This is a genomic window from Terrisporobacter glycolicus ATCC 14880 = DSM 1288, assembly GCF_036812735.1.
In the GTDB taxonomy this organism is placed as follows: domain Bacteria; phylum Bacillota; class Clostridia; order Peptostreptococcales; family Peptostreptococcaceae; genus Terrisporobacter; species Terrisporobacter glycolicus.
The window spans coordinates 153,482-172,983 of sequence record NZ_CP117523.1 but is presented as its reverse complement, the minus strand read 5'-3'; the positions used below and the strand labels follow the sequence as shown (position 1 = coordinate 172,983).

Genomic DNA, 19,502 nt, shown 5'->3' with positions numbered 1-19,502 from the left:
TAGCCTCCTAATTACTTTCCATTAAATTTATTCATCGATAAATCTATATCTTCTTTAATAATACAATCTATAGCTTTAATAGCTTTTTCTAGACCGTCCTTTAAATCTCCTTCTTCTTCCTTACTAAATCTAGAAAGAACAAAACTTGCTAAATCCCTACCTGGTTCTGGCTTAGACACACCAACTCTAACTCTTGGAAAATCTGTTGTTCCTAAACACTTAACAATAGATCTCATTCCATTATGAGTCCCACCACTACCTTTTTTTCTTATTCTTATTTTACCAACATCTAAATCTATATCATCATATATCACTAAAATGTTACTAGTTTCTACTTTGTAAAAATTATATATCTCAGCTAAGGATTCTCCACTAAGATTCATATAAGTTACAGGCTTTACAAGAACAACCTTCTCTGTCCCCACTCTTCCTTCTCCTATTAAAGCTTTATGCTTCGTTTTAGTTACACTTATACCATATTCATCTGCTAAAATATCTATTACATTAAATCCTACGTTATGTCTTGTATTCTCATATTGTTTACCTGGATTTCCCAGACCTACTATTATATACATTTTTATCCTCCTTTATAGATTTCTGCTTAGAATGTCAAAATATAAATTAATTATATCTTTTTGTGTTAATATTATTAAAATTGTTGCTAAAGATATAAATGGTGTAAAAGGAATTGATGATTTTATAGATTTTTTCTTTCCTAAAAGTATATACCCTCCATAAATACTAGCTAACATAAATGATAAAAATATCATATATAAGCTATATTCTTGACCAAGTACAAAAGCACAAAGTCCATAAAAGCCTATATCACCATCTCCCAATGATTTTGTTGATTTTGCCAAAATATATGATAAGGTAATGCCTATAAATAATCCTTTTATATTACTCATTGAACCTCTAGTTAGCTGATTGTCCAATAAAAAAATAACACTCTGCATAATTATACCACTAAGTATTGTTATATCATATACATAAGTTGTTCTCAAATCAATTATTGAAACCATTGTCAAAAAAGGAATTAATGCCATATAACTTATGCTTTGTATGGTTAACTCATACTTAGTATATATTAAAATAGGTATTATCATGTTTGGTAAAAATATTAATATTTTGTTGGTTAGATTTTTATCCATACAATTATCTAGTCTGTAGATTATTTTCTCTGAAATATAGGATAAAATCATAAAAATTATTATTGTTGTTAAATATATCATAGTTTTATTTTTAAAATAATAGTATGGTCTTATTTCCCCAATATTTATAATTATTAAATACTACTTCATATAATATTTTTCCTTTTATTTTAGAAATATTTAATATTATAATTTTTTATCATTAAATTTATACAATTTAATTCATCGGGATTAAAAAATTATACATTTAGTCTTGAAAATATGTCCCAAATGTCTAGTATCTATCCCCTACTAACCTACTAGCATATTCATAGTCTGTACATCTACTAAGCACACTCTGTCTTGATATTTTACCTTGTCTATATAAGTTAACTAGTTCTTGATCCATCGTTTGCATTCCGTATTTACTTCCTGTTTGTATAATATTTTGAATTTGATAAGTTTTATTTTCTCTTATTAAATTTCTTATAGCTGGATTTGACACCATAACTTCTAAAGCCACTACTCTATTTCTTCCATCTATAGTCTGCAATAACTGTTGAGAAATAACACCTTCACATACAGTGGATAATTGCGTTCTAACCTGGTGTTGTTGCTCTGATGGAAACATATCTACTATTCTATCTATTGTTTTGGCTGCCCCAATCGTATGAAGTGTAGAAAACACTAAATGGCCTGTTTCTGCCGCTGTTAACGCTATAGAAATAGTTTCTAGATCTCTCATTTCTCCCACAAGAATAACATCTGGATCTTGACGAAGTATTGCTCTTAGAGCAGAGTTAAAACTTTCAGTATCTTGTCCTATCTCCCTTTGATTTATTAAGCTTTTCTTGTGTTGATGAACGTATTCTATCGGATCCTCTAAAGTTATAATATGTCTTTGTTGGTTTTTATTTATTATGTCTATAAGACTTGCAAGTGTTGTACTTTTACCGCTTCCTGTTGGTCCTGTAACTAATACTAAACCTTTATGCTTTTCTGTAAACGTTTTAAGTATATTAGGTAATCCAAGAGTCTCGAAGGGAGGAATTTGAGAGGTAATAGCCCTTATTGCAATAGCATAATTTCCCTTTTGCTTATATGCATTTACCCTAAATCTTTCTCCACTTTCTACAGCTACAGAAAAATCACATTCACCATATTTTTCAATTTTTTCAAAATTTTTATCTCCAGCAATTTCTCTTGTCATCTCTTCTGTGTCATGATTTGTTAATATGTTTTCTGTTAATTTTTTAAATCTTCCTTTTACTCTAACTACTGGCATACTGCCTACTGTAATATGTATATCTGACGCTTCAATTTCTATTGATATTCTTAATATATCAAATATATTCATAACCTACTCCTTGTAATTATTTAAATCACTATGTTTATTCCTCCAGGCTCTATGAATTAAGTCGTATAATTAAATTAATTACCAGAACTATATAATTTAATACTCAATTTTCAATCTTTTAATTTCGCATCGTAATCATAAATTTAAATAAAAAAAGAGATATCAATCTATAGATTAATATCTCTTGCATATAAATTACTAATTAGAATAAAACACTTACAGATTCATTAGAGAATATTTTCTTAATAGCTTCTCCAAACATTTCTGCTACTGTTAATACTTTTATTTTATCATTTTCTTTTTCTTTAGGAAGTTTTATAGTATCAAGAACTATTAACTCACTAATTGCAGAGTTTTCTATTCTTTCTATAGCTGGTCCAGATAATACTGCATGAGTACAACCAGCATATATATTTTTAGCTCCAAATTCCTTAAGTGCATTAGCTGCATTTGTTATAGTTCCGGCTGTATCTATCATGTCGTCTAACATGATAACATTTTTACCTTTTACATCCCCTATAAGATTCATTACTTCACAAACATTAGCTTTAGGTCTTCTTTTGTCTATTATCGCTATTGGAACTTCTCCCTCTAACTGATTAGCAAATTTTCTAGATCTAGTAACACTTCCTAGATCCGGTGAAACTACAACTAAATCTTCTATATTTTTCTCATTAAAGTAGCTAGCTAATAAGCTTCCTCCTAATAAATGGTCTAGTGGGATATCGAAGTATCCTTGTATTTGAGAAGCATGTAAGTCCATAGTTAAAACTCTATCTGCTCCTGCTGCTGTTATTAAGTTTGCCACTAATTTAGCTGTGATTGGATCTCTTGCCTTAGCTTTTCTGTCTTGTCTTGCATATCCGTAGTATGGTATAACTGCTGTTACTCTTCCTGCAGATGCTCTTCTTAATGCATCTATCATTATTAATAATTCCATTAAGTTGTTGTTAACTGGGTTGTTAGTAGATTGAACTACGAATACATCGCAACCTCTAACTGTTTCATTGATGTTTACGCTTATTTCTCCATCGCTAAATGTTGTTACTTGGCAATCAGCAACCTTTACTCCTATATATTCTGCGATTTTTTCAGCTAACTCCTTATTCGAATTACCTGCAATAATTTTAATCTCGCTTCCGCTAGTATTCATTACTTATCCTCCTGAAAATTATATAAATATTATTAGGTGTTTTCCTAAAATAATAATTAGCTATTTATTCTCATCTCTTTTTTCTTTTTGGACCACCCAACCTTCTTTTATAACCTGTCTTTGTCTAGCAATAGCTAAAGATCCTTCAGGTACATCATCAGTTATAGTAGACCCTGTTGCAATATATCCTTTTTCTTCAACTGTAACTGGTGCAATCAGGTTCGAATTAGAACCTATGAACGCTCCATCTTTTACTATTGATTTAAATTTATTTTTTCCATCGTAATTTACAAATACTACCCCACATCCTATGTTAACATCTTTACCCACATGGGCATCTCCTATGTATGACAGATGTGATGCTTTTGAGTTATCTTCTATTGTTGCATTTTTAACTTCTACAAAGTCACCTATTTTAACATGGTTTCCTATGTTGCTTTTTGGTCTTAAATATGCATAAGGACCAACTGTAGTATTTTCTCCTACAGTAGAATCTATTATTGTAGAGTTTTTAATCTCTGTGTTATTCCCTATAGTTGAGTTTGTTATAGAAGTATTCATTCCTATAATACACTCATTACCTATTTTAGTTCTACCATGAAGCATAGCTCCTGGATATACTATTGTATCTTGTCCTATTTCCACATCTGTTTCTATATAAGTAGATGCTGTATCTATTATAGTAACTCCATTTAATAAGTGGAATTCATTTATTCTTTTTCTCATAAGAGTTTCTGCCTTAGATAATTCTAGTCTAGAGTTTACACCCATTAATTCCTCAATTGTAGAACCATTGAATGCTCCAACTTTAAATCCTTTATCTCTTAATATTTTTATTGTGTCAGTTAAGTAATACTCTCCTTGAGCATTGTTGTTATCAAGTAAGTCTAGGGATTCTCTTAGCATCTTGCCTTTGAAACAGTAAATTCCAGAGTTAATTTCATTCACTGCTAATTCCTCAGCATTTCCATCTTTTTGCTCAACGATTTTTAGTAAATCACCATTTTCATCTCTTATTACTCTTCCATATCCAGTTGGGTTTTCAACTTTTGTAGTTAAAACTGTAGCTGTATATTCATTTTCTATATGGTAATCAAATAATTTTTTTAGGGTTTCTTCTTTTATAAGAGGTGTGTCTCCACATAAAATAACTATTGTGTCTTCATCATTTATGTATTCTTTTGCCATTTTAACAGCATGACCTGTTCCTAGTTGCTCTGTTTGCATTGCAATCATAGTATCTTCTGGTAATATATTTTTTACGACTTCTGATTCATGACCTAATATTGCTACTACGTCTTTAACACCAGATTTTTTTGATACATCTATAATATGGTTAACCATTTCTTTTCCGCACACTTTATGAACAACTTTTGGATATTTTGACTTCATTCTTGTACCTTTTCCAGCAGCAAGAATTATGGCTTTAAAGTTCATATTTTCACTCCATTTCAATAAAGTTTTTTATAATTGTTACTATTATGGTGTATTATTTGTTGAATAGTATATAATTCAATCGTATTATTGTCATTTATAATATAGCATTTTTTTTATAAAATTACTAGGTTTTTGTATTTCTTTGTATTATCTTAGTATGCACAAAAATAGCAGCAACTATAATTTAGTAGCTACTGCTATTTATTATTTTATTATTTTATTATTTTATAACTACTTTTTGGAACTTTTTCTTTCCACGTTTTATAACCATACCATCACCATTTAAATCATCTTTTGTAAACGTAGCTTTGAAGTCATCAACTTTTTCACCATCTACAGTTACTCCTCCTTGTTCCACATTACGTCTACCTTCTGATCTAGTTGGAGCTAATCCACTTTTAACTAATAATGATATTATATCTATTTTTCCATCAGTTAAATCAGCATCAGTTAATTCTGTTGTAGGCATGTTATCATGTGCTGTTCCTGAGAATAAGGCTCTTGCACTTTCTTGTGATTTTGTAGCTTCTTCTTCACCATGAATTAATTTAGTTAATTCAAATGCTAAAACTTCTTTAGCTTGGTTTATTTTATTATCTTCCCATTTTTCCATAGCTTCTATTTCTTCTAATGGTAAGAATGTTAACATACGCATACATTTGAATACATCAGCATCCCCAACATTTCTCCAGTATTGGTAGAACTCAAATGGAGAAGTTTTGTTTGGATCTAGCCATACTGCACCATTAGCTGTTTTACCCATTTTATTTCCTTCTGAGTTAAGAAGTAAAGTTATAGTTAATGCATAAGCATTTTCTCCTAATTTACGTCTTATTAATTCTGTACCTGCAAGCATATTACTCCATTGGTCATTTCCACCTAATTGCATCTGACATCCGTATTTTTCGTATAAATGATAGAAGTCAAATGCTTGCATTATCATGTAGTTAAATTCTAAGAAACTAAGTCCTCTTTCCATTCTGCTTTTGTAGCATTCAAAGCTAAGCATTCTATTAACACTGAAATGAGTTCCAACTTCTCTTAATAATTCTACATAATTTAAATCTAATAACCAATCTGCATTGTTAACTAATAAAGCTTTGTCTTCACCAAATTCTATAAATTTACTCATTTGTTTTTTGAAGCATTCACAGTTGTAATTAATTTGTTCTGGAGTCATCATTTTTCTCATATCAGTTCTTCCAGATGGGTCCCCTACCATTGTAGTCCCTCCACCAACAAGTGCTATTGGTTTATTTCCTGCCATCTGTAATCTTTTCATTAAGCATAAGGCCATAAAGTGTCCTACATGCAAACTGTCTGCAGTTGCATCAAATCCTATATAGAATACTGCTTTACCTGCATTTATAAGTTCTTTTAATTCTTCTTCATCTGTTACTTGAGCAACTAATCCTCTAGCAACTAATTCATCGTAAGTCGTCATTGACATAGTCTTCTTCTCCTTTATAATTATATTTTAAAAATCAATTTTATAATTTGTTATAATAAAAAAAGCCCTCGTCCTTAAAAAGGACGAGAGCATATCTCGCGTTACCACCTTCATTTATAAACAGTTCACACTGTTTAACTCAGCTAGTATCTAAATAAATACTATGACACTATAACGTGCGTCAAATTCGTCACAGCCTACTCAAAATTTTTTCGGTGTGAAGCTCAAAGATGTATTCATAATTAATTGTATATGCACCTCTCATCAACCGGTAACTTTCTGTTTATCTTTATTAATTATTACTTGTTCTTATCATTGCCTTTATATAAAACTAATTTTCATATTTATATCTTATGATATAATCATAATTTTATTTCATGTTTTTGTCAACATTTCTTCAAATCTAATAATATTTTTTATTTTCTATCATTTTTATTTAGATACTTTTATTATTAACTATAAAATAAAAATAATACATTATTATCTTAATAATTCTATATTTTCCATTAAAAAAGAGCCGATTAAGTCGACTCGTTTATTTATTGCAAATTTTTAAAATATTCCCACTTTATTTAATTATTCTGCAGCAACTTCCAATTGAGCTAATGCTTCTTCATATGCTTTTAAAACTGCATCCTCTAAAACTTGTCTCATTTCTGCATTTATTGGATGAGCGATATCTCTAAAGTTACCTTCTCCAACTTTTCTACTCGGCATAGCTATGAATAGTCCATTTTGACCTTCGATAACTTTTATATCGTGCACTACGAATAAATTATCAAAAGTTATTGAAACTATACATTTCATTTTCCCCTCATCAGTAATTTTTCTTACTCTTACGTCAGTTATGTTCATACCTCAATATCCCCCTTTGTGATTTTGACAAAATACAATTTACCCAATATAATTATAAACTGTTTGGTAAATAATTCTATACTTTTTAACAAATTCCTTTAATTTTTCAGAGTTTTTTTTATTTTTTATCCATAAAAATAATTATACAGTTTGAATTAGTTAGAATTACTCATCAATTTCATCATCAGTCACATTATCTAAAGTATCATCCACAACGTCTTCCGTTCTATATTCATCTTTAAAAGTTTTTAAATTCGGCTTAACAACTATTTCATTTTCTTTTGTATCTATTTCTATTAAAGATATATAATCTTCAACTAATTTATTCTCTGGTGTAGATGTTGTTATGAATACACCCGTTCCTATTACTTCTGCACCGAATTCATTCATAAGTTGAGTCATACCTTTTATTGTTCCTCCACCTCTCATAAAATCATCTATAAGAATAACTTTACTTCCTGGCTTGATAGCTTTTCTTGGTAAACTCATACTTTCTACTTTCGAATTATCTCCTGTAACATAAGTCATGCTTAATGTTGGCCCTTCAGATACCTTTATATCTTTTCTTATTATAACTAATGGTAAATTCATAGCTTTTGCAGTCATAAGAGCCATTGGTATTCCTTTTGTTTCCATAGTCACTACATAATCTGCTTCAGAGTAATCTATGTTTGAAGCAAATATCTTTCCTATTTTAGCTACAACTGTCGGATCATATATTAAATCTATTAGATATAGAAATCTTCCTGATAAAATTCTATCTTGCGAACTTATTTTTTCACATAACTCCATTAGGAAGTTTTGATTTTCTTGTATTGATGTTTTAGGTATGTATTTTACTCCACCAGCCGCTCCAGAAATTGTTATAACTTTACCTAATTGTAGTTTTTCGAATACATTTTTTACAACTAATAAATCTTCACTAATTGTAGACTTGGCAGCGTTAAATGTTTCTGTAAAATAGCTTAATGTATAAATTTTATTTGGGTTGTCAGATAATATCTTGACTATAGCACCAATTCTTTCCGTTCTCTTAAACTTCATTGTTTCAGTAACCTCCTACAATTACAACATTTATGGTATAAAGTAAATAATGCATAAGATTTTATTATATGATATAATATTAGTTATGTTTCATATATTATGGAAAAATAAATAAACTATAATATATGAATTAGTATATGCATATGATACTTAAAATATTGAACATTATTTAATTATACCACAAAAATTGTTCTTATTCATAGAAATAAATTAAATGAAAGGTGGTTTTATTATTATGAAGATACACTTCATCGGCATAGGCGGAATAAGTATGAGTGCTTTAGCTGAAATATGCCTTAATAAGGGCTACGAAGTTTCAGGCTCAGACATGAGCAAATCTTCAATGACAGATAAACTTCAATCACAAGGTGCAAAAATTTATATTGGCCAAAAAAAAGAAAACATTGTTGATGGATTAGACATGGTGGTTTACACTGCTGCTATACACACAGACAATGAAGAGCTTATGGCTGCAAAAGACAAAAATATACTGACAATAAATAGAGCTGCATTTTTAGGCCAAATAATGAGAGAGTATAAAAATTCAATAGCAGTTTCAGGTACTCATGGAAAAACTACTACTACCTCTATGTTATCAACTATATTTGGTTCAACTAACTTAGATCCAACAATCTTAGTTGGTGGTAACTTAAAGTCAATTGGTGGTAATGTAAAAATAGGTAACTCTCAAAACTTCATAACAGAAGCTTGCGAGTATACAGATAGTTTTTTAAACTTTAATCCTAAAATAGCAATCGTTTTAAATATAGAGGAAGATCATCTTGATTATTTTTCTGGAATAGAAGAAATTAAGGCTTCATTTAATAAATTCGGAAAATTACTACCTAAAGATGGTCACTTTGTAATAAATGGTGATAGCCCTAATACGGATGGAATATTACATGATGTTAAGGCTAATATAATCAAGTATGGTAAAGAAGCTTCAAATGACGTTATCATAAAAAATATTCATTTTAATGATAATGGATTTGGATCATTTGATTTAACTTACTTTGGAGAAGATTTAGGAACATTCCAATTATCAGTTCCCGGTGTACACAACATTTACAATGCTGCTTCTGCTATAATAGTTTCTTTAGTTTCTGGAATAAATGCAGAAGATGTGAAAAATAGCATTATAAAGTACACAGGTGTTGGAAGAAGATTTGAAGTTAAAGGTACTTATAACGATGCCTTAATCGTTGATGATTATGCTCATCACCCAACAGAATTAAAAGCAACTTTAGCTGCTGCTAAAAAACTTAAAAAATCTACTTTATGGTGTGTATTCCAACCTCATACTTATAGTAGAACAAAATCCCTTTTCAATGAATTTGGAGAAGCATTCTACTCTGCAGATAAAGTTATAATAACTGATATTTATGCTGCTAGGGAAGATGATCCAGGAGATATTCATTCTAAAGACTTAGTTGAAAAACTATATCACAATAATGTGGATGCTATATATATCAACAAATTCGAAAATATTGTTGATTATCTAAAAACTCATATGCAACCTAACGATTTACTAATAACTGCTGGTGCAGGTCCTGTTTATCGTGTAGGTGAATTATTACTTGAAGAAATTAAATAACAATAAAAAAAGTAGAAAATTTGAATCATCAAATTTTCTACTTTTTTTATTGTTATTTAGATAATTGAAAAACCTCATCCTTAATGTAATCATATAAAGCTGTATGAACTTCGTAATAGGAGTTTAATTCTTTAGATTCTATTTTCACATAGTTAGCTCCCATAACTTCAACCTTGGCTTCATAATTATCTGCTTTGATTTCAATTACAAAATTATAATCACTTCGTTCTTTACTTTTCTCGGGTTGTACTTTACCAACCACTCTCTTCGCAGCCATTGTATTTGCTAAGTCATCATATTTCCACTTGCTTAAGTTCTTTGTTGTGTCTTTATAAGTTATCTTAACTTCTTTCCATGTTTTATATTGCTTTATAAAGTCAAAAGATGTATAGATGCTCTTATCCAATATTTTTTTAAATTCGTCCTTAGATGCTACAGGAATTTTATAATACTCTTCTTCATTGACTGTATAAATTCTTATTACATCTAAATTTGTTGAAAACTTTAGTCCGTCATCTGAATATCCTTCATAAGTAGACTCATAAGATGCTGGTTTTCTTATTTTGCTAATATCCTCAAAAGAGTATCTTAACTCTTCTAATAATTGCTCATCAACTCTAACATCTGATACAGTACCATCAGATAAATATATCTTGTCTTTTTCCTCTAATTGTTTAAGTAAAGATCTATTATCTTCAGGCTCTTCTATTTTCACTGCATTATCTTTACTACTATTGTCTTTATTAGAGAAAAGAGTAAACGATATAATATATACACCAAAAAATAGTATAATAGCTGCAACTAAGAACACTGATTTTTTTATTTTTCTTCTTCTAGCCATGTCTTACCCCCGGTTAAATGTTTTATATAACTATTATATAACGTTTTGTTGTTAATTTTAAGATTAATTTATTTTAAATAGTTCTTTTCCTTACAGCTCAATTACTATTTTATGTGTATTATATCATATAAACCGTTTATTTTATTTAACTATTCGTCTTGCTTTACAATCAACAAAACATAACCAGTAACCTAAAGAATTATTTCTATTATCGCATGCTTGATATCTTGTAAATCCTGTATTTCCCTTATCTGGTTGTTCATTTTTTCTTCCTGGTACTGCATAAATATAATATTGTCTCTTATTATATTCATCATATTGTACTCCAAATAAGTAGTGTCTATATTTATAAGACTGCATTACAGCATCGCTGTACATTGTATAGTTTAAAGAATTTACGTAACCTAAATATGGCATTGTATAACCACATAAAGTTGTTGGATTGATTTCTATTTTCCACCATCTAGTACTATCAATATAATCTGCTACAAAAGGTTTTACTTCTCTAAAATATTTTAACCCTTTTTTAATTTGTCTTGGCATTAATAATGTACCAGCTATTTTAGTTGGCTCTGTTTTTGTTTTTACTGTTTCATAAGCATTTTTTGTGTATTGCTTTTCTAAAACAGATTTGGCTTTGTTTATTTTCTTTTCAATATAGTCATCATCTCTACTTTTAGTGTTTTTCTTTTCTGACACTTTTGATTGTATATTAGTATGAACTTCCTCATATTCCTCATCCTCTACTTCTTCGTATTCATATCCATCTTCTTCAATTTCTTCATAAATAACTTCCTCATACTCATATTCATTATCTCTCATTTCATCTTCTTCAATATATTCTATTTCTTCATATTCCTCGTATTCCTCATACTCGTCATCATCTACTTCTTCTTCTACATCTATATCTTCATAATCAATAGGTTCGTCATCAATAACGTCATCCACCTCAACATATTCTACTTCTTCGTACTCATACTCGTCATCATCTACTTCTTCAAACTCATATTGTGGAGGAAATAATACTTCTTCAAAGTTTTCTATTTTGCTCCCCTTAAAACCTATAAGTGGAACTGCTCTATCTTGTATAACTGCTATTCCTTTTATGTCTATATCCTCATCACCCATATCCAGGCTAAACTCACCTTTTCCTTGACTATTAACATTAAAGTTCCCTAAATCTATGGTTTCGTAGTCACTTCTTATCGCTACTACTGAATAACCTTCACTTACATTTTTCAGATTTTCAGCATACAAAGCTATAACTGATTTCTCATCAGTGACTTCAATTTTTGCAAAAGCCTTTGGCGATACCTTATCTTTAAATCTATAGTTCATGTCTTTAGCTTCTAGCATAATATAATCTCTTTTAAACTTTCTTTTGGTAGCCATCAGTTTCTCACCCCTTAACATAATCTCTCAAGAAATTATATGTAATAACTTATTTATTAAGTACTACCAATATGCCTTAAAATTTTCAATGTAAAAAGTAGAACTAATATTTTATTGATAAAATATTAGTTCTAGTTCAATGTCATATAATTTGTATTATTTAGCTATGTTCTTATAAGCCTTAACTGCACATATTAAAAGAGGAATTGTTAGCCCTATTCCTACGCCTGCCATCATATATAATATTAGTTTTATTAATTCTAAGTCTCCAGAATCATAAGTTAATATATCTTTTATATATATCCATTAGAGATATATCTGTAAACTATAATAATACATATTTATTTTTGTATTAAAAAAGCTAGTCCTAAGACTAGCTTTAATTAACTTATTTATTTTCATTATGAATTCTATTTACTTCATTTGATAATGAAGCAAACTCTTCTATTGATAAAGTTTCCCCTCTTCTTTTTTCATCTATATTGGCTTCTTGTAGAGCTTGTTTTATTTGGTCCTTACTTAAGAATCCAAGTCCACTTAGTGAATTAAGAAGAGTTTTTCTTCTTTGACCAAATGATGCTTTAACAGTTTTGAAAAATACATCTTCATTATCTACATGATATATTTGTTCTTCTCTTACATGAAGTCCTATAACTGTTGAATCAACATTTGGTTGTGGCATGAACATATGTCTCGGAGCTTTTGCAACTATTTCTGTATCACAGTAATATTGAACTGCTACTGATAATGCACCGTAATCCTTAGTGTTAGGCTTAGCATTCATTCTATCAGCAACTTCTTTTTGAACCATAACAACTATATCAGTTACTGGTATATCTTCTTCTAAAAACTTCATAACTATTGGTGTAGTTATGTAGTATGGAAGGTTAGCTATTAATTTTACCGGCCCTCCATTTAATTTTTCTTTTACTAGTTCTTGTACATCAACTTTTAATATATCTTGGTTGATTACTTCTATATTAGGAAAATTAGATAAAGTTTCTTTTAATATTGGTATTAAAGTTTTGTCTATTTCTATTGCAACAACTTTCTCTGCATTTTTTCCCATTTCTTTCGTAAGTGTTCCGATTCCTGGTCCTACTTCTATTACATAATCTCCTTCTTTAACTCTTGCTCCTGCAATAATTTTATCGATTACATTTGTATCTATTAAGAAGTTTTGTCCCAATGATTTTGAGAACTTAAAATTATGTTTTTGAACAACTTCTTTTGTGGCCTGATGTGATGATAATCTATCCATGTTCGTCTCCTTATAAACTTTCTATTGCTTTATTAAATTCTTCTCTTGAAACTCCGTAGTTATTTAATCTATTTAAGAATTGCTTTGCATTTCCGTATCCAATTCCCAGTATCTGGCCTACAGTGTCTCTTCTATAAGAGGCATCTTCATTACCTATAAGTCCGTTTGTTACTAAATCTACTTGTGAAAATTCAGTTCTTTTTTCTATGCTTTCAGTTCTAACCTTATTTAACGCTTTTAGTATATTTTCCGGAGATGCATTTTCTATTCCTATATCTCCATCTTTTTTGGCTTCTTCTCTTGGTAAAAAAGCATGCTTGCATCCTGGTACTTCTGCTGCTATTTTTTTTCTAATTTTTTCTCCTGCAAAATCTGGATCAGTAAAAATTATAACACCTCTTCTTTCTTGGGCTGCTTTAATCCTTTCCATAACTCCTTTAGGGAATCCAAATCCTCCAGTAGTTATTAGTTCACAGTCTAACGCTCTTTTTACAGCTGTAACGTCGTCTCTTCCTTCAACTACTATTATTTCTTTTATCATTTTATATAATCACCTTTTAATCTATTTATTATAATTATTTTAAATTCAATTCTTTAATATCATATCTTTATATTTTACGTTTTTTACTAGATTTAATCAAGGTTTAAAATAACTGGTTGCATATATTAACCTCTTCCTAGCTCATTAATAATTTTATTAATTACGTATCCTCCCAGACCAATTATACTTTCCACATGCATAATATATTGCACTGAAGAATCAAATAAAAGTGTAGCACTTGGCTCAATTTCATCATCACCTTCCCATATTACAACACGACAAAATACCTTTGGAAAAACTTCAAACTCGAAGGCTATGTCACCCATTTTTATTTCTTTTCCACCGAGATTCTCTCCACACTTTCTTAATTTTGATGAATCATAACCAAAAGTATTAATTAAACTAACTATACTACTTTTATAGAAAGCTGGATAGAACATCATCCCTCCATTTGGTATTTCTTTTAGGCTTACCCATTTGTTAGTTTTATCTACATTATTTTCTGTAAAAGATAAATAATTTAATATCATAACGCCAGTTTCCGCACTTGGTATATGATTATCAGCACTTCGTCTTATTGTTTCATCATTACAATTTAAGATATATTCTCTATTAAATACTTTTATAGAAAATTCTTTCTTATCTTCGTCATATATAACATTTCTTATTTCTTCCACATTTTTAAAATCTCTTTTTTGTAGTGTTTTCCACTCATTATAATATGCTACTTTATAATTACTCTCCATTCTTATTCCCCCCAGATATTGACTTTAATATAATTGTACTATTATTTTTTATATTAAAAACATTTTCTATAATTTTTTCATTTTTAAATATACATTTTATGATTTTATCACTACAATATATATTATTAGTAAAATATTTTTTAGTAATAAAATTTTTAAAGGAGAAATCAAATGAACTATCTAGACTTATATTTAAAAAAAAATAATTGTAAAAGATATGATATTCATAAAAAAACAGGAGTAAGCCAACAGCTACTTTCTAATCATACAAAAAGAAGTGTTGAAAAATACTCTGGCAAAGTACTAATAGCAATCGCTAATACAATAAATAAAACACCTGGTGATGTATTGAATGACCTTTTGACTTTGGAAAAAGAGAATCCAGCATTTGAGGCTTATAATCCTGGCGAATTATTATTGGGATTAAACGAACAATGGGATTACATAGTTATTAAAGGGGCTTATGGAAAAGAAATTTATAATATAATGAAAAATCAACTTACTGAAACAGAAACTTTAGGATTTGAATTAGGAAGTGGTGGCAGTATAACTATACTTACTTCTGCCATAGAAGCTGTAAGAGATTTATTTAGTAATTGCGACAAAACTAATAGAGAAATTGAGAAAAAACTTAGACTTTATAAATTAAGTAGTATGTCTGATGATATAGTATTTTTAACTTTGAAGCAATTAGATTACTAATGTTTAAATTTATAAGAAACATCTTTAGTAATCAATCTAAAATAAGTTTTATTTAAGCATAGAAATGCATTTTATAATATTAATAATTTTCAAGGGGGTTAATTATGAATTACTTAGATATGTATTTGAAAAAAAATAATTGTAGTAGAGATAAAGTAAGTTTAAAAACTGGCATTGATAGAGATTTATTATTAAAACACACTAAAAAACAAGCAAAAAAATATTCTGATGAAGTTTTATCAGCTATAGGTAATACACTTGGTAAATCTTCTGAAGATATATTAAATGAAATAAGTTCACTTGAAAAAGAAAATCCTCCATTTGAGGCCTTTACTAAGGATGAGCTCTTAGCTGGATTGTGGGGGAAATGGGACTATATCATGATAAAAGGAGATTTAGTTGAACAAATAAATAATATGATAAGAGGACAACTTTCAGAAACAGAATTGATGGGGTTTGAACTTGGAAGTGCAGGTACTATCACAGTAATCGCTTCTGCTATTGATGCAATTAGAGAACTTTTCTCTGATGAAAAAAAAGAAAAAATCGATAAAGATATTGAGAAGAAATTGAAAATTTATAAAGTAAAACAAAAATCTAATAACTTCATTCTTCTAAGTCTAAAACAATTAGATTATTAATAACATTTATATAAATATAGGGAATGTATCACAAGAAAAAATACTTGTATATATCCCCTTTTTAAATATTTATTTATGATGAAATATAATTTCTAATAAATCATAATTTGATTCATACAAACAGTCATTAAATATATGACTTCCAAACTTCTCATTTTTCATAGCGTTAAAAACAGGCTTTCTAAATTTATAAACTAGTTTCTTAAGCTTAGCACCTTTACGTATACTTTTTGTAATTTCATTAATTTCGTCAATATATTTATCAATTTCATTTTTATCATTTGTTTTTAAAGCATTAATAATCGTCTTGGATGATTTTATTCCTGATAGCATGGCAAAATATATTCCCTCACCTGTAAATGGATCTACTAAACCAGCTGCATCTCCAACTAATAATAAATTTCTTTCCTTATTAATCGGAGTTTTTATGTATTCACCAAAAGGTAGCATTGCACCTTTAAATTCTTTTCTTTCACAAGTTATACCTAAGTTACCTAAAAATTTTTCAAACTCTTTATGATAATCTATTTTCTTATCATAATTTCCACCAAAGCCAATAGTAAAGCTATTTTTCTTTGGAAAAATCCAAGCATATCCTTGTGGAATAATTCCATAATATAAGGACATATTGTTTCCTTCATAACTAAACTTATCTTTGTCTATTTCCACTTGTAGACAAAACCCATTGGCATTAAATTTTTCATCAACCAACTTTCTTGTTATTCCTACAGCTCCATCAGCACCTATTAAATATTTAAACTTGATTTCTTGGTCATCATATAAAGTTATTATATTTTCTTTTATATTAATTTTCTTAACACCAATGCCTTCTAAAAAAATACCATCCTTTTTCTTATACTCTTTAACTAAGTAGTCATCAAACTCAAATCTATCTACTAAATAAGTTAACCCTTTAGTTTTTATATCCGCAATATGATTATACTCTAAATATAAACTACCACCTTCACTTAGTACTGAGTTTTCAGTATTAAATTCATTGTGTAACTTTAAAGTTTTCATTAATTCAAAAGTTTTATAAGTTATTCCACCTGCACAAAGTTTATTTCTCGGAAATTTTTGCTTATCTATTAAGATACAAGATATATTATTGTTTATTAAATTATGAGCAGCAGCTACCCCTCCAGGACCCGCTCCTACGATTACTACATCATAGTTCATTTACTTATTCTCCTTCTAGATTTATACTTTTATAGTTTCCATGTTTTCATTTATTCAAACATTATACTTTTGAAGAATTTTCACAAAATAAAATACCTGCCTAAACATAATCTAGACAGGTATTTATCATATATTAATTTATACTTAAATTATTTTTATTCTTTACATATATCCTAAAGCAAACATCCTCCACTAAAGCATATAAACTGCTTGTTATAAAGTATAACCCTATAGCTACAGGTGTTCTTGCTGTTAACAAAAATCCCATAATAACTGTAGATATAGTCATTTGCTTATTAAACATAACTTGTGAGCTTGTTCTAAAATAAGGTATCATACTTATTAAATTTGTAGCTAACATAATTAAAGTATATATACAAGGTATTATAAATAAATTATCACTTACATTTAAACTACTAATCCACGGTATTAACACACTTGGTAACGTATTTGGCATATTTAAAAATGTCTGATAAAGTGCACATACTATTGGCATTTGTAGTAAAATTGTTGAACATCCCATCATACTTTTCATAGTTTCCATTGAATGTTCCTGCAGATGCTTTTCCATTTCCTTCGCATTATTTTTGTATTTTTCTTTTATGTCATTCATTTTTTCTGCCAAGTCTTGTTGTTTTCTCATCGCAAATTTTTGTTTTAAAGATAGAGGCATTAAAATTAATTTTACCATTAAAGTTATAACTACTATGGCAACCCCTAAATCTCCTGTAAAACTGAATAATATATTTAATAAATCTTGTAACATACCTGAAATGAAATTCATTTTATTCTCTCCTTTGATTTTTAATTTGGTTTATAAAATGTTTCATTTCAATTAGAATAAGCTACGATACCTCCAAATATCATACTTTTGATAACTAAAATATTCTTTTGGTTCTAGTTTCTCAGAGTATTTAAACATATCTAGAAATATATTTTTTATTAAAATAAATTCAATTTGATGAGATATTCTTTTTTTGCAAAAATAAGCTATACAACTTATAATTGATAGAAAAAATGTCATATAGATTAATATGTATAACATATTTTCTAAATCCAACTTCATCTATTCACCTCATTAAATCAAAATATTAATATAAGTATAAGCCATCATCATTACTATGTAAACTTTATTGTTTACAATACTTACAGCTTTTAGCTAGAATTTAATTAATACACAATTTTAATCAAGGGGTGATTAATATGAAATTTGCAAATCCATTAATAGTAGTTTCTGACATGGAAAAGTCTAAACTATTTTATTCAACTGTTTTAGATTTAGATGTTGTTTTAGATTTTGGTGCAAATGTAACTCTAACTGGGGGAATAGCCCTTCAAACAAAGGAGTCTTGGTGTAGTTTTATACATAAGCCAAAAAATGAAGTTTTCTTTGGTGCAAATAATAGTGAGTTATATTTTGAAGAAGATGATTTTGATAATTTCATCCTAAAATTAAATCAAATTCCAGGAATATGTTATGTTCATCCTATTGTTGAACATTCCTGGGGTCAGCGTGTTGTCCGTTTTTATGATCCTGACAAACATATTATTGAAGTTGGCGAAAATATGAATAGGGTAGTTCGACGATTTATAAGTAAAGGAATGTCTGCTGAAAACGTGGCTATTAGAATGGATGTACCTGTTGATTATATAAAATCTTGTCTTTAATAAATAAAAATAGTAGCTTACATAAGCTACTATTTTTTATTGATTGTATAAATTATTACTGCTTAATATATTCTTTAAAATTAATAGGTGCAATATTCGGATAATACCCATCATAATCTAAGTAGGCCCCTATTACCTTATTTTTATCTATAACTAAACATAACATTATTGGTCTATCTTTAAATTTAGATTTTTCCTTTAATTTATACGATACTACTCTCCTATCTTCTGTCATTGAATTAAAATCATCCTTAGAATATCCACCTTCTATGCTAGCTTCTTTTATCAATTTAAATACACCTGCATCTCCTACTAAAATATCAGACTCACTAAGTGTTTGTGATTCTAAAGAGTATCCTTCATTAGCTACTATTCTTTTAGCTTCTTCAAGTGCAATTTGGTCTATATTATTGTTGTTAATATGATTACACCCAGCTATAAATAAAACTATCAATATTATTGTACAATTTATAATATACTTGACTGCTTTCATATTTATACTCCTTTTTAA

General features: G+C 28.7%; 20 protein-coding genes and 1 other annotated feature. Of the genes, 4 read left to right on the top strand and 16 right to left on the bottom strand.

Features of this window, described 5'->3' with window-relative positions; all coding sequences use genetic code 11:
• Positions 1-11: 11 nt before the first annotated feature.
• From pth to purR, 8 genes are all read right to left on the bottom strand, one after another.
• Positions 12-575 carry an aminoacyl-tRNA hydrolase gene (pth, locus tag TEGL_RS01060; protein ID WP_018591960.1) on the bottom strand — a complete coding sequence of 188 codons (564 nt, stop codon included), beginning with the start codon at positions 573-575 and terminating at the stop codon, positions 12-14.
• Between the two features lie 12 nt (positions 576-587).
• Positions 588-1,232: a prepilin peptidase gene (locus tag TEGL_RS01055; protein WP_018591961.1), complete on the bottom strand. Its 645-nt coding sequence runs from the start codon at positions 1,230-1,232 to the stop codon at positions 588-590.
• Between the two features lie 193 nt (positions 1,233-1,425).
• Positions 1,426-2,487 carry a type IV pilus twitching motility protein PilT gene (locus TEGL_RS01050; RefSeq protein WP_018591962.1) on the bottom strand — a complete coding sequence of 354 codons (1,062 nt, stop codon included), beginning with the start codon at positions 2,485-2,487 and terminating at the stop codon, positions 1,426-1,428.
• A 202-nt stretch (positions 2,488-2,689) separates the two neighbouring features.
• A complete protein-coding gene (locus TEGL_RS01045) occupies positions 2,690-3,640 on the bottom strand; it encodes a ribose-phosphate diphosphokinase (protein WP_018591963.1) in 951 nt (316 codons plus the stop codon).
• 60 nt (positions 3,641-3,700) lie between these two features.
• Positions 3,701-5,077: a bifunctional UDP-N-acetylglucosamine diphosphorylase/glucosamine-1-phosphate N-acetyltransferase GlmU gene (glmU, locus tag TEGL_RS01040; protein WP_018591964.1), complete on the bottom strand. Its 1,377-nt coding sequence runs from the start codon at positions 5,075-5,077 to the stop codon at positions 3,701-3,703.
• Positions 5,078-5,297: 220 nt separating this feature from the next.
• On the bottom strand, positions 5,298-6,521 hold the full coding sequence (gene tyrS / locus TEGL_RS01035; protein WP_026255176.1) for a tyrosine--tRNA ligase: 1,224 nt from the start codon (positions 6,519-6,521) through the stop codon (positions 5,298-5,300).
• Positions 6,522-6,603: 82 nt separating this feature from the next.
• Positions 6,604-6,852: a binding site (T-box leader), on the bottom strand.
• 251 nt (positions 6,853-7,103) lie between these two features.
• A complete protein-coding gene (gene spoVG, locus TEGL_RS01030; RefSeq protein ID WP_018591966.1) occupies positions 7,104-7,382 on the bottom strand; it encodes a septation regulator SpoVG in 279 nt (92 codons plus the stop codon).
• Positions 7,383-7,547: 165 nt separating this feature from the next.
• Complete coding sequence (gene purR, locus TEGL_RS01025) at positions 7,548-8,426, bottom strand: pur operon repressor (protein ID WP_018591967.1); 879 nt, start codon at positions 8,424-8,426, stop codon at positions 7,548-7,550.
• A 235-nt stretch (positions 8,427-8,661) separates the two neighbouring features.
• Between purR and murC the strand changes: the two genes are divergently transcribed.
• Entirely contained in the window at positions 8,662-10,020 is a 1,359-nt protein-coding gene (gene murC, locus TEGL_RS01020; protein ID WP_018591968.1) for a UDP-N-acetylmuramate--L-alanine ligase, read from the top strand.
• A gap of 52 nt (positions 10,021-10,072) precedes the next feature.
• Here the strand turns inward: murC and TEGL_RS01015 are convergent, their stop codons facing one another.
• From TEGL_RS01015 to TEGL_RS00995, 5 genes are all read right to left on the bottom strand, one after another.
• A complete protein-coding gene (locus TEGL_RS01015; RefSeq protein ID WP_018591969.1) occupies positions 10,073-10,861 on the bottom strand; it encodes a hypothetical protein in 789 nt (262 codons plus the stop codon).
• A 141-nt stretch (positions 10,862-11,002) separates the two neighbouring features.
• The gene (locus TEGL_RS01010; RefSeq protein WP_018591970.1) at positions 11,003-12,253 is read right to left on the bottom strand and encodes a hypothetical protein; all 1,251 of its coding nucleotides are present in this window, start codon (positions 12,251-12,253) and stop codon (positions 11,003-11,005) included.
• 388 nt (positions 12,254-12,641) lie between these two features.
• Positions 12,642-13,514, bottom strand: a complete 873-nt coding sequence (rsmA, locus tag TEGL_RS01005) for a 16S rRNA (adenine(1518)-N(6)/adenine(1519)-N(6))-dimethyltransferase RsmA (protein WP_018591971.1) — start codon at positions 13,512-13,514, stop codon at positions 12,642-12,644.
• Between the two features lie 10 nt (positions 13,515-13,524).
• Positions 13,525-14,055: a ribonuclease M5 gene (rnmV, locus tag TEGL_RS01000; RefSeq protein WP_018591972.1), complete on the bottom strand. Its 531-nt coding sequence runs from the start codon at positions 14,053-14,055 to the stop codon at positions 13,525-13,527.
• A 125-nt stretch (positions 14,056-14,180) separates the two neighbouring features.
• Positions 14,181-14,801, bottom strand: a complete 621-nt coding sequence (locus tag TEGL_RS00995; protein WP_018591973.1) for a DUF3786 domain-containing protein — start codon at positions 14,799-14,801, stop codon at positions 14,181-14,183.
• Between the two features lie 171 nt (positions 14,802-14,972).
• On the opposite strand from TEGL_RS00995, the gene TEGL_RS00990 reads away from it, so the two are divergent.
• Both TEGL_RS00990 and TEGL_RS00985 read left to right on the top strand, forming a co-directional pair.
• Positions 14,973-15,503 carry a helix-turn-helix domain-containing protein gene (locus TEGL_RS00990; protein WP_018591974.1) on the top strand — a complete coding sequence of 177 codons (531 nt, stop codon included), beginning with the start codon at positions 14,973-14,975 and terminating at the stop codon, positions 15,501-15,503.
• A 104-nt stretch (positions 15,504-15,607) separates the two neighbouring features.
• Positions 15,608-16,144, top strand: a complete 537-nt coding sequence (locus TEGL_RS00985) for a helix-turn-helix domain-containing protein (protein WP_018591975.1) — start codon at positions 15,608-15,610, stop codon at positions 16,142-16,144.
• A gap of 69 nt (positions 16,145-16,213) precedes the next feature.
• On the opposite strand, the gene TEGL_RS00980 is transcribed toward TEGL_RS00985, so the two are convergent.
• Together TEGL_RS00980 and TEGL_RS00975 are read right to left on the bottom strand one after the other, a co-directional pair.
• Complete coding sequence (locus tag TEGL_RS00980; protein ID WP_018591976.1) at positions 16,214-17,323, bottom strand: geranylgeranyl reductase family protein; 1,110 nt, start codon at positions 17,321-17,323, stop codon at positions 16,214-16,216.
• Between the two features lie 133 nt (positions 17,324-17,456).
• Positions 17,457-18,107, bottom strand: coding sequence for a YidC/Oxa1 family membrane protein insertase (locus tag TEGL_RS00975; protein ID WP_018591977.1), 651 nt, complete (start codon positions 18,105-18,107; stop codon positions 17,457-17,459).
• 419 nt (positions 18,108-18,526) lie between these two features.
• On the opposite strand from TEGL_RS00975, the gene TEGL_RS00970 reads away from it, so the two are divergent.
• Positions 18,527-18,991: a VOC family protein gene (locus TEGL_RS00970; protein ID WP_018591979.1), complete on the top strand. Its 465-nt coding sequence runs from the start codon at positions 18,527-18,529 to the stop codon at positions 18,989-18,991.
• A gap of 55 nt (positions 18,992-19,046) precedes the next feature.
• On the opposite strand, the gene TEGL_RS00965 is transcribed toward TEGL_RS00970, so the two are convergent.
• On the bottom strand, positions 19,047-19,484 hold the full coding sequence (locus TEGL_RS00965; RefSeq protein ID WP_018591980.1) for a hypothetical protein: 438 nt from the start codon (positions 19,482-19,484) through the stop codon (positions 19,047-19,049).
• Positions 19,485-19,502 lie beyond the last annotated feature (18 nt).

Excerpts from the sequence above, each read along its gene's own strand:
- pth (WP_018591960.1), bottom strand. The coding sequence starts at position 575 with ATGTATATAATAGTAGGTCTGGGAAATCCAGGTAAACAATATGAGAAT.
- TEGL_RS01055 (WP_018591961.1), bottom strand. The coding sequence starts at position 1,232 with ATGATATATTTAACAACAATAATAATTTTTATGATTTTATCCTATATT.
- TEGL_RS01050 (WP_018591962.1), bottom strand. The coding sequence starts at position 2,487 with ATGAATATATTTGATATATTAAGAATATCAATAGAAATTGAAGCGTCA.
- TEGL_RS01045 (WP_018591963.1), bottom strand. The coding sequence starts at position 3,640 with ATGAATACTAGCGGAAGCGAGATTAAAATTATTGCAGGTAATTCGAAT.
- glmU (WP_018591964.1), bottom strand. The coding sequence starts at position 5,077 with ATGAACTTTAAAGCCATAATTCTTGCTGCTGGAAAAGGTACAAGAATG.
- tyrS (WP_026255176.1), bottom strand. The coding sequence starts at position 6,521 with ATGACGACTTACGATGAATTAGTTGCTAGAGGATTAGTTGCTCAAGTA.
- spoVG (WP_018591966.1), bottom strand. The coding sequence starts at position 7,382 with ATGAACATAACTGACGTAAGAGTAAGAAAAATTACTGATGAGGGGAAA.
- purR (WP_018591967.1), bottom strand. The coding sequence starts at position 8,426 with ATGAAGTTTAAGAGAACGGAAAGAATTGGTGCTATAGTCAAGATATTA.
- murC (WP_018591968.1), top strand. The coding sequence starts at position 8,662 with ATGAAGATACACTTCATCGGCATAGGCGGAATAAGTATGAGTGCTTTA.
- TEGL_RS01015 (WP_018591969.1), bottom strand. The coding sequence starts at position 10,861 with ATGGCTAGAAGAAGAAAAATAAAAAAATCAGTGTTCTTAGTTGCAGCT.
- TEGL_RS01010 (WP_018591970.1), bottom strand. The coding sequence starts at position 12,253 with ATGGCTACCAAAAGAAAGTTTAAAAGAGATTATATTATGCTAGAAGCT.
- rsmA (WP_018591971.1), bottom strand. The coding sequence starts at position 13,514 with ATGGATAGATTATCATCACATCAGGCCACAAAAGAAGTTGTTCAAAAA.
- rnmV (WP_018591972.1), bottom strand. The coding sequence starts at position 14,055 with ATGATAAAAGAAATAATAGTAGTTGAAGGAAGAGACGACGTTACAGCT.
- TEGL_RS00995 (WP_018591973.1), bottom strand. The coding sequence starts at position 14,801 with ATGGAGAGTAATTATAAAGTAGCATATTATAATGAGTGGAAAACACTA.
- TEGL_RS00990 (WP_018591974.1), top strand. The coding sequence starts at position 14,973 with ATGAACTATCTAGACTTATATTTAAAAAAAAATAATTGTAAAAGATAT.
- TEGL_RS00985 (WP_018591975.1), top strand. The coding sequence starts at position 15,608 with ATGAATTACTTAGATATGTATTTGAAAAAAAATAATTGTAGTAGAGAT.
- TEGL_RS00980 (WP_018591976.1), bottom strand. The coding sequence starts at position 17,323 with ATGAACTATGATGTAGTAATCGTAGGAGCGGGTCCTGGAGGGGTAGCT.
- TEGL_RS00975 (WP_018591977.1), bottom strand. The coding sequence starts at position 18,107 with ATGAATTTCATTTCAGGTATGTTACAAGATTTATTAAATATATTATTC.
- TEGL_RS00970 (WP_018591979.1), top strand. The coding sequence starts at position 18,527 with ATGAAATTTGCAAATCCATTAATAGTAGTTTCTGACATGGAAAAGTCT.
- TEGL_RS00965 (WP_018591980.1), bottom strand. The coding sequence starts at position 19,484 with ATGAAAGCAGTCAAGTATATTATAAATTGTACAATAATATTGATAGTT.